11 protein-coding genes and 3 tRNA genes are annotated in these 16,250 nt (G+C 62.8%); 10 read left to right on the forward strand and 4 right to left on the reverse strand.

Going from position 1 to position 16,250, the window contains the following annotated elements; all coding sequences use genetic code 11:
* Window positions 1-227: 227 nt before the first annotated feature.
* Window positions 228-821: a cold-shock protein gene (locus TZ03_RS31815; RefSeq protein ID WP_051099716.1), complete on the forward strand. Its 594-nt coding sequence runs from the start codon at window positions 228-230 to the stop codon at window positions 819-821.
* Window positions 822-918: 97 nt separating this feature from the next.
* On the opposite strand, the gene TZ03_RS18920 is transcribed toward TZ03_RS31815, so the two are convergent.
* The gene (locus tag TZ03_RS18920) at window positions 919-1,125 is read right to left on the reverse strand and encodes a SlyX family protein (RefSeq protein ID WP_051099717.1); all 207 of its coding nucleotides are present in this window, start codon (window positions 1,123-1,125) and stop codon (window positions 919-921) included.
* Window position 1,126: 1 nt separating this feature from the next.
* Window positions 1,127-1,546, reverse strand: coding sequence for an HIT family protein (locus TZ03_RS18925; protein ID WP_051099718.1), 420 nt, complete (start codon window positions 1,544-1,546; stop codon window positions 1,127-1,129).
* A 692-nt stretch (window positions 1,547-2,238) separates the two neighbouring features.
* On the opposite strand from TZ03_RS18925, the gene TZ03_RS18930 reads away from it, so the two are divergent.
* From TZ03_RS18930 to TZ03_RS18940, 3 genes are all read left to right on the forward strand, one after another.
* On the forward strand, window positions 2,239-3,519 hold the full coding sequence (locus tag TZ03_RS18930; protein ID WP_051099719.1) for an OprD family porin: 1,281 nt from the start codon (window positions 2,239-2,241) through the stop codon (window positions 3,517-3,519).
* 160 nt (window positions 3,520-3,679) lie between these two features.
* Window positions 3,680-5,395 carry a proline--tRNA ligase gene (locus TZ03_RS18935; RefSeq protein ID WP_051099720.1) on the forward strand — a complete coding sequence of 572 codons (1,716 nt, stop codon included), beginning with the start codon at window positions 3,680-3,682 and terminating at the stop codon, window positions 5,393-5,395.
* A gap of 20 nt (window positions 5,396-5,415) precedes the next feature.
* Window positions 5,416-6,369: a lipoprotein gene (locus TZ03_RS18940; protein WP_051099721.1), complete on the forward strand. Its 954-nt coding sequence runs from the start codon at window positions 5,416-5,418 to the stop codon at window positions 6,367-6,369.
* A gap of 169 nt (window positions 6,370-6,538) precedes the next feature.
* Here the strand turns inward: TZ03_RS18940 and dinB are convergent, their stop codons facing one another.
* Window positions 6,539-7,597, reverse strand: coding sequence for a DNA polymerase IV (dinB, locus tag TZ03_RS18945; RefSeq protein ID WP_177328487.1), 1,059 nt, complete (start codon window positions 7,595-7,597; stop codon window positions 6,539-6,541).
* Between the two features lie 220 nt (window positions 7,598-7,817).
* Between dinB and TZ03_RS18950 the strand changes: the two genes are divergently transcribed.
* The 5 genes from TZ03_RS18950 to TZ03_RS18970 all read left to right on the forward strand — a co-directional run bounded on the left by TZ03_RS18950 (window position 7,818) and on the right by TZ03_RS18970 (window position 12,513).
* A tRNA-Met gene (locus tag TZ03_RS18950) sits at window positions 7,818-7,894 on the forward strand.
* A 135-nt stretch (window positions 7,895-8,029) separates the two neighbouring features.
* A tRNA-Met gene (locus tag TZ03_RS18955) sits at window positions 8,030-8,106 on the forward strand.
* 134 nt (window positions 8,107-8,240) lie between these two features.
* Window positions 8,241-8,317: transfer RNA gene (locus TZ03_RS18960), tRNA-Met, on the forward strand.
* 261 nt (window positions 8,318-8,578) lie between these two features.
* A complete protein-coding gene (gene mprF, locus TZ03_RS18965) occupies window positions 8,579-11,221 on the forward strand; it encodes a bifunctional lysylphosphatidylglycerol flippase/synthetase MprF (protein WP_051099723.1) in 2,643 nt (880 codons plus the stop codon).
* Complete coding sequence (locus TZ03_RS18970; RefSeq protein ID WP_051099724.1) at window positions 11,221-12,513, forward strand: virulence factor family protein; 1,293 nt, start codon at window positions 11,221-11,223, stop codon at window positions 12,511-12,513. The genes mprF and TZ03_RS18970 overlap by 1 nt, the downstream gene beginning before the upstream one ends.
* A gap of 171 nt (window positions 12,514-12,684) precedes the next feature.
* Here TZ03_RS18970 and TZ03_RS18975 read toward each other — a convergent pair whose 3' ends face one another.
* On the reverse strand, window positions 12,685-14,595 hold the full coding sequence (locus tag TZ03_RS18975; RefSeq protein WP_051099725.1) for a potassium transporter Kup: 1,911 nt from the start codon (window positions 14,593-14,595) through the stop codon (window positions 12,685-12,687).
* 235 nt (window positions 14,596-14,830) lie between these two features.
* On the opposite strand from TZ03_RS18975, the gene rimO reads away from it, so the two are divergent.
* Window positions 14,831-16,162 (forward strand): 30S ribosomal protein S12 methylthiotransferase RimO, encoded by a 1,332-nt coding sequence (rimO, locus tag TZ03_RS18980; protein WP_051099726.1) that lies wholly within the window; start codon window positions 14,831-14,833, stop codon window positions 16,160-16,162.
* The last annotated feature ends 88 nt before the right edge of the window (window positions 16,163-16,250 follow it).

Genomic DNA, 16,250 nt, shown 5'->3' on the forward strand with positions numbered 1-16,250 from the left:
TAGCAACACTTGGCGCACACCGCCCATGACTTGGCGCAACACATCGCCCACCTTGGCCTGCGGTTTGAGTAGCCTGCAGCTTTGCTGTTAAATAGGCACTGTGCCACCCGTGCGGACTGTCATTGCCGGGTGCATAGGCTGGCCGCCATGTGTTCGCGCTCTACACCTCATGCGCACCGTGCTGCCAGCTCTTCCTGTGATCGGCCTTATAACTGTGAGCCAACCCCATGTTCAAGATCGTCCACCTGGTGACGGGCGTGGCAGCTTTGCTGCTATCGCTCATACCCAGCCTGAAAACCGATGCGACACCCTTCCTGCAACAACCCGACGCGGTCTACCTGGCCTTGCTCGGCCTGCTCAACCTGGTTCTGGCACCGGTCGTGCCATTGTACTACCGCGGTGCGCGGCAGCAGCTGCAACACCTGGCCTGCGCCCTGCTAGTAGTGGCGGTGGTACTGCAGACCCTGACGCTGCTGGCCCGCCCGGAAATGGGCAACCTCGCCGCACTGGTCTGCGCGGCGCTGGCCGTGGCCCTGCACCTGGCCGTGGGCCTTGCCCGCAGCCCGCGCAAGGCACGCACCAGCCAACACACGGCACAAGATGCCAGCAACCGTGATACCGGTACCGTCAAGTGGTTCAACACGTCCAAAGGCTTTGGCTTCATTTCCCGCGATTCGGGTGACGATATCTTCGTGCACTTTCGTGCCATTCGCGGTGAAGGCCACCGCATCCTGGTCGAAGGCCAGCGCGTGGAGTTTTCGGTAATGCACCGCGACAAAGGCCTGCAGGCCGAGGATGTGGTTGCGGTGACCCGCCGCTGACGCTTGCTGGAAACCGACCATCCCTGTGGGGGCAGGCTCGCCCGCTCCCACAGGGCCTCGCATATATACGATGAGGCCTGTGCGCTGGCCTGAGGAATCAATAATGAGGCGGCGGCGCCTCTTCCCCTTCGCTGCCGAACTGGCCGACCATCTCTTCATAACGCTTGATCAACTCGGCCATCTGCAATTGCAGCCGCTCGATCACCCGCCCCTGCTCCACCACCACGTCATTCAGCGCCTGGATGGTGTCATCCTGGAATGCCTGACGGGTTTCCAGTTCGACCACACGCAATTCAAGCGACATCTCAGGCCTCCTGGTAGCCAGCGAGTTGCAGCCCGCGCAGGCGCTGGCGAATGGCTTGCACCTGGTCGTCGGTGTAGGCCACTGCCGGGCACTTGCCCCACACCGGTGCCGGCCAGGCAACGTCGTCCCGCTGGCGCACGATCACATGCATGTGCAGTTGGCTGACCACATTGCCCAGGGTAGCCACGTTCATCTTGTCAGCGTTGTAGCTGGCCTTGAGCGCCTCGGCCAGGGCGCTGGTTTCTTGCCACAACTGCTGCTGCTGCGCCGCATCGAGCTCGAACAGTTCGCTGATACCGGGGCGCTTGGGCACCAGGATGAACCATGGGTAGTTGGCATCCTTGCTCAGCAGCAACTGGCACAGCGCAAACTCCCCCAACACCAGGCAATCCTGCTGCAAACGCGAATCGAGGACGAACACGGCAAATCTCCTTCTGGCAGAGCGAACCCGCTTCAAGCGGAAAACAGGCCTGCAAGGATACCTTGCACGATCCCGGTAACACAGCGCTACTTTTCGCACCAAAATGAGGCCATCTGCACACCCCACACCACACTTGCCACCCCACAAATGACTCTGGATGAACAAGTTGCGGTAACACATTGACTTTCATGGCAGCTTTTTAAATTTTAATGATTCTCGACTCCGGTACACCATCAGACAGCTTTCGCCCCGTGTTTACGGCACTTTCCGACCTTCGGTAGCGGCATTTGTGAAAATTTCATGAACTGTTGCGAATTTTGAGCACGCTTGTTGCATTCCCTTCACGCCAAGTCGGCACGACATCTGCAATGGCAGGTGTACGCGACAAATAACAACAGCGGCATTGGTTACCAGGGAGTTTCCCCAGCAGGAACCTGTAGTTACAGATTCGTTACGCTGAAGGGAACAGCGCTGGTGTTGCACGACCCTTGAATTGGGACGTGATTTGCGACATGGAAATACCTAAAAGCGACATGGCAAAAAAGTTCCGAAAAGAGTGTTTATAGCCATATCGCCAACAACAGTCAGCGTGTTATACATTTTCGCCGACATAACAAGAAAGAGCTGCCCCATATAACTAGAAAACTTGGACGCAGCGGTACTCTTCCTAAAAACCAAAGGAGCAAATCACGATGCGCGTGATGAAGTGGAGCATGATCGCCTTGGCCGTTACGGCAGGGACCTCGCAGTTGGCAATGGCCTCGGCGCAGGACGAGTCCAAAGGTTTCATCGAAGACAGCAAGCTGAACGTCAAGACCCGCATGCTGTACTTCAGCCGTGACTTCCGTAACAACGAAGACGACAAGAGCCGCGTAGAAGAAACCGGCCTCGGCTTCCTCGGCACCTTCGAGTCGGGCTTCACCCAGGGCACCGTCGGCTTCGGCGTCGACGCCATCGGCATGCTCGGCATCAAACTGGACAGCGGCAAGGGTCGCGCAGGCACCGGTCTGTTCCCAGCTGGCTCCGACGGCCGTTCGCAGGACGACTACTCCGAAGCTGGCGGCGCGGTGAAAATGCGCATTTCCAACACCGTGCTCAAGTGGGGCGACCAGTTCACCGCCCTGCCAGTATTCGCTACCGACGACAGCCGACTGCTGCCGGAAGTGGCCGAAGGCGGCCTGATCACCAGCGACGAAATCGACGGCCTGACCCTGCACGCCGGTCACTTCACCGCCCTGAACGCACAGGCTCAGACCTACCACGACAGCCTGAGCCTGACCGAGGCCAACGTCTTCGGTGGCACCTACGCCATCAACGACAACCTCAGCACCAGCGTCTACTACTCGCGCGTCGAAGACCACTTCCGCAAGTGGTATGGCAACATCAACTGGGCGCTGCCGATCAGCGACAAGCAAGGCCTGGTGTTCGACTTCAACATCTATGACACCAAGTCCATCGGCGACAACCTGACCGGCGCATCCGTCAGCAAGTCCGACGGCAGCAACGACCTCGACAACATCGCAGCCAGCCTCTCGGCCGCCTACAACATTGGCGCCCACACCTTCACCCTGGCCTACCAGAAGGTCAGCGGCGACGGCGACTACGCCTACGGCGTCGATGGCGGTGGCACGGTATTCCTGGCCAACTCGGTTGCCCGTTCCGACTTCAACGCCGAAGACGAGAAGTCCTGGCAAGCTCGCTACGACCTGAACTTCGCCGAATACGGCGTACCAGGCCTGACCTTCATGACCCGCTACGTCCGCGGTTCCGGCGCGACCACCGAGACCACCAGCAACGGCAAGGAATGGGAACGCGACATCGACGTGAAGTATGTGCTGCAAGAAGGCCCGGCCAAGGACCTGAGCTTCCGCGTCCGTCAGGCCACTTACCGTTCCAGCGACGGTGTGTACTACGGTTCGAGCTCGATCGACGAACTGCGTCTGATCGTCGAGTACCCGCTGAGCATCCTGTAAGCCTGGCTTATAGTGCCCCGCACCTGAAAAAGCCCGGCGATCCCGCCGGGCTTTTTCTTGGCTGACAAGCGCCCCGCCCTGGGGCATTCTGTACGCCTTCGCTTCGCCCCCGTACAATGCGGGGTCATTTCAATGTCTTAGGCAATCGACACGGCTCACCATGCGCACCAGTCAATATTTGCTCGCCACCCAAAAAGAAACCCCTGCCGACGCAGTGGTCATCAGCCATCAGCTCATGCTGCGTGCCGGCATGATCCGCAAACTGGCCTCCGGCCTGTACACCTGGCTGCCGATGGGCCTGCGGGTGATGCGCAAGGTCGAGGCCGTGGTGCGTGAGGAAATGAACGCCGCCGGCGCCCTGGAAGTGCTGATGCCCAGCATCCAGCCCGCCGAACTGTGGCAGGAATCCGGCCGCTGGGAGCAGTATGGCCCCGAGCTGCTGCGCCTGAAGGACCGCCACCAGCGCGACTTCTGCGTCGGCCCTACCCACGAAGAAGTCATCACCGACCTGGCCCGTAACGAGCTGTCCAGCTATAAACAGCTGCCGCTCAACATGTACCAGATCCAGACCAAGTTCCGTGATGAGATCCGCCCGCGCTTCGGCCTGATGCGTGGCCGCGAGTTCATCATGAAAGACGCCTACTCGTTCCATGCCGACCAGGCTTCCCTGCAGGAAACCTACGACCGCATGCACCAGGCGTACAGCAACGTGTTCACCCGCCTGGGCCTGGACTTCCGTCCCGTGCAGGCTGACACCGGCTCGATCGGTGGCAGCTACTCGCACGAGTTCCACGTACTGGCCGAATCCGGCGAGGACGACGTGATCTTCAGCGACAGCTCCGATTACGCCGCCAACATCGAGAAGGCCGAGGCCATCCCACGCGAAACCGTGCGCCCTGCGCCTACCGAGGAGCTGCGCCTGGTCGATACGCCGAACGCCAAGACCATCGCCCAGTTGGTGGAAAACTTCGGTCTGCCGATCGAAAAAACCGTCAAGACCCTGATCGTGCGCGGCGCCGAAGAAGGCAAACTGGTCGCCCTGATCGTCCGTGGCGACCACGAGCTGAACGAAATCAAGGCAGCCAAGCTGGAACAGGTCGCCGACCCGCTGGTCATGGCCACCGACGCCGAACTGCGTGAGGCCATCGGTGCCGGCGCCGGCTCGCTCGGCCCACTGAACCTGCCGCTGGAATGCGTGATCGACCGCTCGGTTGCCCTGATGAGCGACTTCGGCATCGGCGCCAACATCGACGACAAGCACTACTTCGGCGTGAACTGGGAGCGTGACCTGCCGGTTCCACAGGTCGCCGACCTGCGCAACGTGGTCGAAGGCGACCCGAGCCCGGACGGCCAGGGCACCCTGGTGATCAAGCGCGGCATCGAAGTTGGCCACATCTTCCAGCTCGGCACCAAGTACAGCGAGGCGCTGAAGTGCCAGGTACTGGGCGAGAACGGCAAGCCAGTCGTACTGTCGATGGGCTGCTACGGCATCGGCGTATCCCGCGTAGTCGCCGCGGCCATCGAGCAGAGCTATGACGACAAGGGCATCATCTGGAACGACGCCCTGGCGCCGTTCCAGATTGCCCTGGTACCGCTGCGCTACGAAACCGAGGTAGTCCGCGAGGCGACCGACAAGCTGTACGCCGAACTGACCGCCGCCGGCTACGAAGTGCTGCTGGACGACCGCGACAAGAAAACCAGCCCAGGCATCAAGTTTGCCGACATGGAGCTGATCGGCATCCCGCACCGCATCGTTGTCAGCGATCGCGGCCTGGCCGAAGGCAACCTGGAGTACAAGCACCGCACCGAGCAGGACGCCCAGGCGTTGCCGCTCGCTGAAGTGCTGACCTTCCTGCAGGCCCGCGTTCGCCGCTGATAACCAATGCACGAGTGATCATGTTCAAGCGAAGTACCTTTACCCTGGGGGGCGCCGCACTGTGCGGCGCCCTGCTCGTCAGCGGCTGCGCCAACCAGATGTCCCAGCGCAGCGACCATGAGGAGCGCATCGAGCGCAAACTGCTCGAGCACACCCTGCAGATCGATGTCGGCGAGCCGAAGGTGATGGAGCTTCCGCAACGACGTGTGCGCGTGCATGAGCAGAAACGCTTCGAAGTCACCGAGTTCGAAGTCACCCGCCGCTACGACCGCTATACCCCTTACCAGCCCTGGCGGGAGGTCTACGAGATCCCGCTGGGTGCGGTGGCCGTGGTGGCGGGTGTCGGCGCCAACGTGGTCAACGTCTTCGCCCTGGGCAACCTGCCGGAAAGCATCACCCACGACTGGCTCAGCTATGGCGTGGACGGGCTCAACCCGTTTATGAACGTGCCGTCCAACGGCCGCGCCCAGCAGAACCTGGCCGGGATCAGCGAAGTGCAGAAAGGCAAGCGCGAAGAATCCACCAGCATGCCTTGGAGCGAGCGCCTGGTCGAGGTCAAGGCCGGCAAGATGACCCACGAACTGACCACCGACAGGAACGGCGTGCTGCGCCTTAACCTGCTCGACAGCCCGTTCTCCGAACAGAACCTCAATCACGTCGGCACCCTGCACTTGCAGGTACTCGACGAGGACAATGCAGTACGTGGCGATGCCAGCCTGCTGGTCAGCGCCACCCTGCGCAACAAGCTGCTCGAAGCCCATGAGCTGATCTTCGATGACCTCGAAGATGACGATGTTGGCCAGTGGGTACACCGGGTCAAGCGCCTGTCCGAGCTGGGCCTGGAAGAGGAAGCCAGTGAAATGGAGCAGAGCCTGATCGAGCTGACCCGCAACGATCCGGAACTGCAACAGGAGTTTCTGCAGTCGCTGACCAAGGCCACCGGCCGGTTGGTGGCTGATCCGGGTGTGCAATAACAGCTGCAACACGCATCCCCCCCTTGTGGGAGCGGCCTTGTGTCGCGAAAGGGCCGCGCAGCGGCCCCAGGATTTCAGCAGTGATGCATCAATTGCCGGGGCTGCTCTGCAGCCCTTTCGCGACACAAGGCCGCTCCCACAGCGGGCCGCGTAGCCAGGCCCGGGCTATTTATTGAGGCGGGAACAGCTCCAGCTGCTCATGCGCCCCGCGCAAGTCGCGCAACCTCACCCCTACCCCCAGCAAGCGCACCGGCTTGCCGCCACGGGCAAACGCCTGCCCCAGCAACTGCCGATAACTTTCCAGGCCCCGCCCTGCCCCCGCCTGCTCCAGGGTGGTCTGGCTGAAGTCATGGAACTTGACCTTGACGAACGGTTTGTCTGGCCGGTAACTGCTGTCCATACGGGCGATGCGTTCGTTCAGGCTGTCCAGCAGCTCGGGCAGCCGTGCCAGGCAACTTGCCAGGTCCGCCAGGTCGGTGTCGTACGTGTTTTCCACGCTGACCGATTGTCGGCGGCTATCATTGTGTACCGCCCGCTCATCGATACCTCGCGCCAGCCCCCACAGACGCTCGCCAAAACTGCCAAACTCGCGCACCAGCGCCAGGCGCGACCATTCGCGCAGCTCAAGGCAGGTTTCGATACCCAGCCGCGCCAGCTTGTCTGCCGTGACCTTGCCTACCCCGTGCAACCTGGCCACCGGCAAGGCAGCGACGAATGCTTCGACTTCCCCCGGGGTAATCACGAACAGCCCATTGGGCTTGCGCCAGTCACTGGCGATCTTGGCCAGGAACTTGTTCGGCGCCACGCCCGCCGAAACAGTGATATGCAGGGTGCGGGCAACGCGCCGGCGGATATCCTCGGCAATGCGCGTGGCACTGCCTGAATACCACTGGCTGTCGCTGACATCCAGGTAGGCCTCGTCCAACGACAGGGGCTCGATCAGCTCGGTGTAGTCACGGAGGATCGTGTGGATTTCCCGCGAGGCCTCACGGTAGGCCTCGAAGCGTGGCTTGACGATCAACAGATCGGGGCACAACTTCAGCGCATGCCGCGACGACATCGCCGAACGCACGCCGTAGGCACGTGCTTCATAGTTGCAGGTGGCGATCACCCCTCGCTGGTCGGGCGAGCCCCCCACCGCCATAGGCCGCCCGGCCAGGCGCGGGTCGTCACGCATCTCGATCGAAGCGTAGAAGCAATCGCAGTCGACGTGGATGATCTTGCGCAGGGACATGGATGACCGTCAGCACTGTAAATTCATACAGATAGTATCGCATGCCGCCTATAGCGAAACACCTCGCCCCTGCATTACCCGACAATCTGCCTGCAAGCCCCGCCGCGCCTGCCCCGCATACCGTTAACGAACGCTAAGGGTTTGAACAAAAAAGGGTTTTCCTAGAAAAGTGCTTGACACTGGCGAGTAAACCCGTAGAATTCGATCTCACAGGCGCGGGATGGAGCAGCCTGGTAGCTCGTCGGGCTCATAACCCGAAGGTCGTCGGTTCAAATCCGGCTCCCGCAACCAGATTCGAGAAAAGGCCACTGTTAACGCAGTGGCCTTTTTCTTTGTGCTTGAAAAAGCTATTCAGTAAAAAGTGTCGAAGAATCAAAAGCTAGCGCTTGACACACAGCCTACAAACTGTAGAATTCGCACCACTGACGCGGGATGGAGCAGCCTGGTAGCTCGTCGGGCTCATAACCCGAAGGTCGTCGGTTCAAATCCGGCTCCCGCAACCAGATTCAAGAAAAGGCCACTGTTAACACAGTGGCCTTTTTCTTTGTCACAAAAGAAACGAACCACGAAAAACATCGACAAATCAAAGCTTGCCGCTTGACACGCATTCGCCAAGCTGTAGAATGCGCACCTCTGACGCGGGATGGAGCAGCCTGGTAGCTCGTCGGGCTCATAACCCGAAGGTCGTCGGTTCAAATCCGGCTCCCGCAACCATATTCGTCAGAACGAACCCCGCCTGTGTAACAGCAGCGCGGGGCTCGTTGCTTTTGCCCTTCCTGCTTTTCGTCATCTCGAATTCCCCGCTCCCCCTGCCAGCCCGCAGGCTTGAGATGCCGTGCCCCGGATGAACTATCTTTAACCCTGCCAGGCAGCTGAAAGCGCCTGAGGCCGGAGTAACATGGGATACGTTTTCCTAAGGGACTTTCACTTGGCCGCTCCTTTCCTTCACCTCGCGCTGCATGCCCGGGGCAATCCATGACTTCACATCCCCCCGAACCTCAGGTACCGCTCGCCTCGGCACTGCCCGGTGCCGTGCAACGCCTGCCCTTGCTCGAACGGGTGAGCCGCTACCGCCAACCCATCGGCCTGGTGGTAACGCTGGTGTTGTTCACCCTGGCCTTGATTGCCTGCCGCCACCTGCTGAGCGAGCTGGACATCTATGCCTTGCACGACGCCATGCTCAGCGTACCGGCGCAGTCCTTGCTGAGTGCCTTGCTGGCGACAGTGGTCGGCTTCGTGATCTTGCTGGGTTACGAGTGGTCAGCCAGCCGCTATGCCGGTGTCAAGCTACCAGCCCGAGCCCTGATGCTGGGCGGTTTCAGCGCCTTTGCCATCGGTAACGCCATCGGCCTGTCAATGCTCTCGGGCGGCTCGGTGCGCTACCGGCTGTATGCACGCCTGGGGCTTGGCGCCGGCGAAGTCGCGCGGATGACCGTTTTCGCCAGCCTGGCACTGGGCTGCGCGCTACCGCCCTTGGCCGCCTTGGCGACCTTGAGCGACCTGCCCGCGGCCTCGGCCGCGCTGGCCTTGGCACCTGGCTTGCTGGCGGCTATCGCCACCGCTGTGCTGGTAGTGTCCGCCGTGCTGGTGTTCGGCTTGTACCGCAGGCGCCTGGCCGAACAACCACTGGCCAATAACCTGCTGGTGCAACTGGGCCGCCGCACACTGCGCCTGCCGGGCGCACGCCTGGCCGCCCTGCAATTGTTGATCACCGCGCTGGATGTCGCCGCTGCCGCCACCGTGCTGTATCTGCTATTGCCCGCAGCACCGCCTTTCGGTGCCTTCGTCCTGGTATACCTGCTGGCCTTGGCCGCAGGGGTGCTCAGCCATGTACCGGGCGGCGTCGGGGTGTTCGAAGCGATCCTGCTGGCAGCCTTTGCCGACCAGCTTGGCGCGGCACCTCTGGCGGCAGCCCTGCTGCTCTATCGGCTGATCTACGTGGTGCTACCGCTGCTGCTGGCCTGCGTGTTGCTGCTGGCCAACGAAGCCCGGCGCCTGCTGTTCGCGCAACAAGCCATCAAGGCAGCTTCTGGCCTGGCCGCGCCGGTCCTGTCGATCATGGTGTTCCTGGCCGGCGTGGTGCTGCTGTTCTCCGGCGCCACGCCGGAAATCGACACGCGCCTGGAGCACATGGGCTTCCTGGTGCCCCACCGCCTGATCGATGCCTCGCACTTCGGCGCCAGCCTGATCGGCGTGCTGTGCTTGCTGCTGGCCCAGGGCCTGCGCCGGCGCCTGTCCGCCGCCTGGCTGCTGACCACCGTGCTGTTGCTGGTCGGCGCCCTGCTGTCGCTGCTCAAGGGCTTTGACTGGGAAGAAGCCTGCCTGCTGACCTTCACCGCCGCCCTGCTCGCCTCGTTCCGCCGCTCCTTCTACCGCCCCAGTCGCCTGCTGGAGCTACCGTTCTCACCTGTGTTCCTGGTCGCCAGCGCCTGCGCGGTCGGTGCATCGGTGTGGCTGCTACTGTTCGCCTATCAGGATGTGCCCTACAGCCACCAGCTGTGGTGGCAGTTCACCCTCGACGCCGACGCCCCTCGCGGCCTGCGTGCCACCATGGGCAGCGCCTTGCTGCTGGCGGCCGTGGCCTTGACCTGGCTGCTGCGCACGGCGCCGCCGGTGATCCACCTGCCTGACCAAGAGGAACTGCAACGCGCCAACCGTATTCTACTGGCCTCCGACCAGCCTGATGGCGGCCTGGCCTTGACCGGCGACAAGGCATTGTTGTTCCACCCACGGGACAACGCCTTCCTCATGTACGCCCGTCGCGGTCGCAGCCTGGTGGCTCTGTACGACCCGATCGGCCCCGCCCAGGAACGCGCCGAGATGATCTGGCAGTTCCGCGACCTGTGCGACCTGCACCACGCCCGGCCGGTGTTCTACCAGGTGCGCGCCGAGAACCTGCCGTTCTACATGGACATCGGCCTGACGGCGTTGAAACTGGGCGAAGAAGCCCGGGTCGACTTGCGCCGCTTCGACCTCGAAGCCAAGGGCAAGGAGATGAAAGACCTGCGCTACACCTGGAACCGCGGCGGCCGCGACGGCCTGAGCCTGGAAATCCACGAGCCCGGCCACGCCCCGCTGGCAGAGCTGAAAGAAATTTCCGACGCCTGGCTCAGCGGCAAGAACGTGCGCGAGAAAGGCTTCTCCTTGGGGCGTTTCAGCCCAGAGTACCTGCAGCACTTCCGCATTGCCCTGATTCGCGTCCAGGGCCGGCCGGTGGCCTTCGCCAACCTGCTGGAGACCCATGGCAACGAGCTGGCCAGCCTCGACCTGATGCGTGCGCACCCCGAGGCCCCGAAGCTGACCATGGAGTTCATGATGATCGGCCTGATCCTGCACTACAAAAGCCATGACTACGCCCGCTTCAGCCTGGGCATGGTGCCGCTTTCCGGCCTGCAGCCGCGGCGTGGCGCGCCCTTGACCCAGCGCCTGGGTTCGATGGTATTCCGGCGTGGCGAGCAACTGTACAACTTCCAGGGGCTTCGACGCTTCAAGGACAAATTCCAACCGGACTGGGAACCCCGCTACATGGCCGTGCCGGCCGGGCTCGACCCGCTGGTGGCATTGGCCGACACTGCCGCCCTGATCGCTGGCGGCCTGACTGGATTGGTGAAACGTTGATGACCCGACGCTATTGGCTGTACCTGCTGGTTCCCCTGCTGCTGGCTGCCCTGGGCGGCGCCTTGGCTTTCTGGCTGTGGACGCGCCCGGCGCCCGAGGCGCGCCTGGAGCAACTGAGCATCGATGGCACCAGCATCACCCGTGTGACCCCTGGCGTGCACGCCAAGGCCCGAGTAGCCATCGCTGTGCCCCAGGATCAGGCGCTGACCGACAAGCAACTGCTGGACCTGGCCCAGGCTGGCGAAGCACAGCTGGTGCAGGTGATCCTGCCAGCAAACGACTGCAGCAAGCAGCAACAGGCCATGGACCAGGCCCTGAGCAAATTGGCGGAAAAGCCAACGCTGGTAGCCGGTATCGGCCCTGGCGCTGCCCAGGCCTGGCGCTGGCTGGCCAGCCAGCGCGATGACCAGGCTCGGGCGATTTCCGTGGACTTCAGCCTGGAGCAACCCGGCTGCCAGGCCCCGCTGCCGAAGACGGCCGCCCATGGCCACTGGAGCGTTGCCTGGAACGACAACCCGGATGACGCCAGCGCCGCCTTCGTGCGCGACCAGGCCAATGCCGAAACCAGCATCAGCGACTACGACATCCACCTGCCACAAGTACTCAAGGCCCAACTGACCCAGGCCCTGGTTGGACATGACGGCAACGCCCTGGCCATCCCGGTGGTCGAGGTGCCGGCCGGGCAGACCACCGACACGGTGACCCTGTTCCTCTCCGGTGATGGCGGCTGGCGCGACCTGGACCGCGACGTGGCCGGGGAAATGGCCAAGCTGGGCTACCCGGTGGTGGGCATCGACACTTTGCGCTACTACTGGCAGCACAAAACGCCGGAGCAAAGCGCCGCCGACCTGTCCGAACTGATGCAGCACTACCGGCAGAAGTGGGGCACCAAGCGCTTCGTGCTGACCGGCTATTCGTTCGGTGCCGACGTGTTGCCGGCGATCTACAATCGCCTGCCGGCCGAGGACCAGCAGCGTATCGACGCCGTGATGCTGCTGGCCTTTGCCCGCAGCGGCAGCTTCGAGATCGAAGTCGAGGGCTGGCTGGGCAAGGAAGGCCAGGAAGCACCGACCGGGCCGGAAATGGCCAAGCTGCCGGCGTCGAAGGTGGTGTGCGTGTATGGCGTGGAGGAGACCGATGAGAGCGGTTGCACCGACAAGACAGCGGTGGGTGAACGGCTGAAGCTGCCTGGGGGGCACCACTTCGACGAGAACTACCCGGCGCTGGCCAAGCGGTTGATTGGCGAGATCGAGACCCGCCAGGGCAAGTCGAGCGTGGCTGAGCAGAACTGACGATCCTTGAGACCTGCACCTTTCGCAATTGGGGGCCGCTTTGCGGCCCATCGCCGGCAAGCCAGCTCCCACAGGGACCGTGTAAAGCATGAGACCTGCGCAGTACCTGTGGGAGCTGGCTTGTCGTGGCGACGAACCGCGGCGATGGGCTGCATAGCAGCCCCTTGTAAATCAGATCTCGACCTGGGTCCCCAGCTCGATCACCCGGTTCAACGGCAGGTTGAAGAAGCGCAAGTTCCCGTTGGCATTCTTCAGCAAGAAGGCAAACAGGTTACCCCGCCAGCGCGACATCCCCTCCAGCCGTGAAGCGATCACCGTCTCGCGGCTGAGGAAATAGGTGGTGCGCATCGGGGTGAAATCCAGGTCGTCCAGGTGGCACAGCTTCAACGCCGCCGGCACGTCCGGCTCGTCCATGAAGCCAAAGTGCAGCAGCACGCGGAAGAACCCGTCACCATAGGCCTCCACTTCGAAGCGCTCCTGCTCCGGCACCCGCGGCCGGTCCTCGCTGACCACGGTCAGCAATACCACCTGGCTGTGCAACACCTGGTTATGCAGCATGTTGTGCAACAGCGCGTGGGGCACGGCATCGGACCGCGCGGTGAGGAACACCGCCGTGCCTTCGACCCGGTGCGGCGGCTGGATGCGGATACTGCTGATGAACAACGGCAGTGGCAGCGCGCCTTCGTCGATACGCTCGACCAGGATCTGCTTACCGCGCTTCCAGGTGCTCATCAATAGATACAGCACAGCACCGGCCAGTACCGGGAAGGCCCCGCCCTGGGCGATTTTCGGCACGTTGGCCGCGAAGAACAGCCCGTCGACGAACAGGAAGCCCACCAGGATCGGTACCGCCAGCAATGGCGGCCACTTCCACAGCAGCAGCATCACCGCCGATACCAGGATAGTGGTCATCAGCATGGTACCGGTCACCGCCACCCCGTAGGCCGCGGCCAAGGCGCCGGACGACTCGAAACCGATCACCAGCAGCACCACGCCAACCATCAGTGTCCAGTTCACCGCGCCGATATAGATCTGCCCCTGCTCATCACTGGAGGTGTGCTGGATATGCATGCGTGGAATGTAGCCCAGCTGGATGGCTTGGCGGGTCAGGGAGAAGGCCCCGGAAATCACCGCCTGCGAGGCGATCACCGTGGCCATGGTCGCCAGCCCGACCAGTGGCAGCAAGGCCCAGCCCGGCGCCAGCAGGTAGAATGGGTTGCGCGCCGCTTCCGGGTTTTGCAGCAGCATTGCGCCCTGGCCGAAGTAGTTGAGCACCAGCGCCGGCAGCACCAGGGCGAACCAGGCCCGGGCGATGGGTTTGCGGCCAAAGTGGCCCATGTCGGCATACAGTGCCTCGGCACCGGTCAATGCCAGCACCACGGCGCCGAGAATGGCCACCCCCATGCCGGGGTGGACGACGAAGAAGTTTACCGCCCAGCCCGGGTTGAACGCCTTGAGCACTTCCGGGCTCTGGGCAATGCCATGCACGCCCAACGCCCCCAGCACCACGAACCAGGTGACCATGATCGGGCCGAACAGCTTGCCGATCTTCTCGGTGCCATGCTTTTGCACCAGAAACAGCGCCACCAGCACCACCAGCGAAATCGGTACCACCCAGTGGTCGATGCCGTCGAAGGCCAGGCCCATGCCCTCCACCGCCGACAGCACCGACACCGCGGGGGTGATCATACTGTCGCCATAGAACAGCGAAGCGCCGATCAACCCGCAGACCACCATCAGCGTGCGCAGCCGCGGGTAGGCCGCCGTGGCCCGCCGCGCCAGCGCGGTCAACGCCATGGTGCCGCCCTCGCCCTGGTTGTCGGCGCGCAGGATGAACATCACGTACTTGAACGACACCACCCACAACAACGACCACAGGATCAGCGAGAGGATCCCCAGCACGCCGTCATGGTTGACCGGCACCCCGTACCCGCCCGTGAAGACCTCCTTGAGGGTATACAACGGGCTGGTGCCGATATCGCCATAGACCACCCCGACTGCTGCCACGAGCAGGCCCAACGACCGCGTCGCGCCCTGCTTCCCCTCTAGCTCGCCATCGGCATGACTGCTTGCCTGAACCATCGACCACTCCCGCAGACGGCCATCACGGCCTTTGGTAATCACGCTCACGCCAGGCCCTTGACGGCACCCTCGCGCAACGGCGCGAAGCATAGCGCAGCGTTCGTCGTATTTCTGCTGGTCAAGCGACCTTGTGCTCGCTAGAATTGCGCACTTTTTGATCAGAGGCGCCCAAAGCGCCCGTCAAGATCGCCCCCGATTCCGGCCGGGCGACCTGCATTCAATACCGAGGTTAGTCATGTCCACCACGCCCGCCACCCCCAAGGTAGGTTTCGTAAGCCTGGGTTGCCCAAAAGCCCTGGTCGATTCCGAGCGCATCCTCACTCAACTGCGCATGGAAGGCTATGAAGTCGTTCCCACCTACGAGGACGCCGACGTGGTGGTGGTCAACACCTGCGGCTTCATCGACAGCGCCAAGGCCGAATCGCTGGAAGTGATCGGTGAAGCGATCAAGGAAAACGGCAAGGTCATCGTCACCGGCTGCATGGGTGTCGAGGAAGGCAGCATCCGTGACGTGCACCCGAGCGTGCTGTCGGTCACCGGCCCGCAGCAGTACGAGCAGGTGGTCAGCGCCGTGCACGAAGTCGTGCCGCCACGCCAGGACCACAACCCGCTGATCGACCTGGTGCCGCCGCAGGGCGTCAAGCTGACCCCGCGTCACTATGCGTACCTGAAGATTTCCGAGGGCTGTAACCACAGCTGCAGCTTCTGCATCATCCCGTCGATGCGCGGCAAGCTGGTCAGCCGCCCGGTAGGTGAAGTGCTGAGCGAGGCCGAGCGCCTGGTCAAGGCCGGGGTCAAGGAGATCCTGGTGATTTCCCAGGACACCAGCGCCTACGGCGTCGACGTCAAGTACAAGACCGACTTCTGGAACGGCCGCCCGGTCAAGACCCGCATGCTCGAACTGTGCGAGGCCCTGAGCAGCCTGGGTGCCTGGGTACGCCTGCACTATGTGTACCCGTACCCGAACGTCGACGACGTGATCCCGCTGATGGCCGCCGGCAAGATCCTGCCGTACCTGGACATCCCGTTCCAGCACGCCAGCCCGAAAGTGCTCAAGTCGATGAAGCGCCCAGCCTTCGAAGACCGCACCCTGGCGCGCATCAAGAACTGGCGCGAGCAGTGCCCTGAGCTGGTGATCCGCTCCACCTTCATCGTCGGCTTCCCGGGCGAGACCGAAGAAGACTTCCAGTACCTGCTGGACTGGCTGACCGAAGCCCAGCTCGACCGTGTGGGCTGCTTCCAGTACTCGCCGGTGGAAGGCGCCCCGGCCAACGACCTGGGCCTGGAAGAAGTGCCGGACGACATCAAGCAGGACCGTTGGGACCGTTTCATGGCCCACCAGCAGGCCATCAGCGCCGCTCGCCTGCAGCTGCGCATCGGCAAGGAAATCGACGTGCTGATCGATGAAGTCGAGGAACAAGGTTCGGTTGGCCGCAGCTTCTTCGATGCCCCGGAAATCGACGGCAGCGTGTTCATCGACGGCGACCATGGTTTCAAGCCGGGCGACAAGGTGCGTTGCCGGGTGGTGGATGCCGACGAATACGACATGTGGGCCGAGCCTGTCTGACACAACGGGGGCGCTTCGCCCCCAATCGCCGGCAAGCCGGCTCCCACCCAATACCTGTGGGAGCTGGCTTGCCGGCGATGGGGCGCAA

The organism is Pseudomonas sp. 10-1B (assembly GCF_000935045.1).
Lineage (GTDB): Bacteria > Pseudomonadota > Gammaproteobacteria > Pseudomonadales > Pseudomonadaceae > Aquipseudomonas.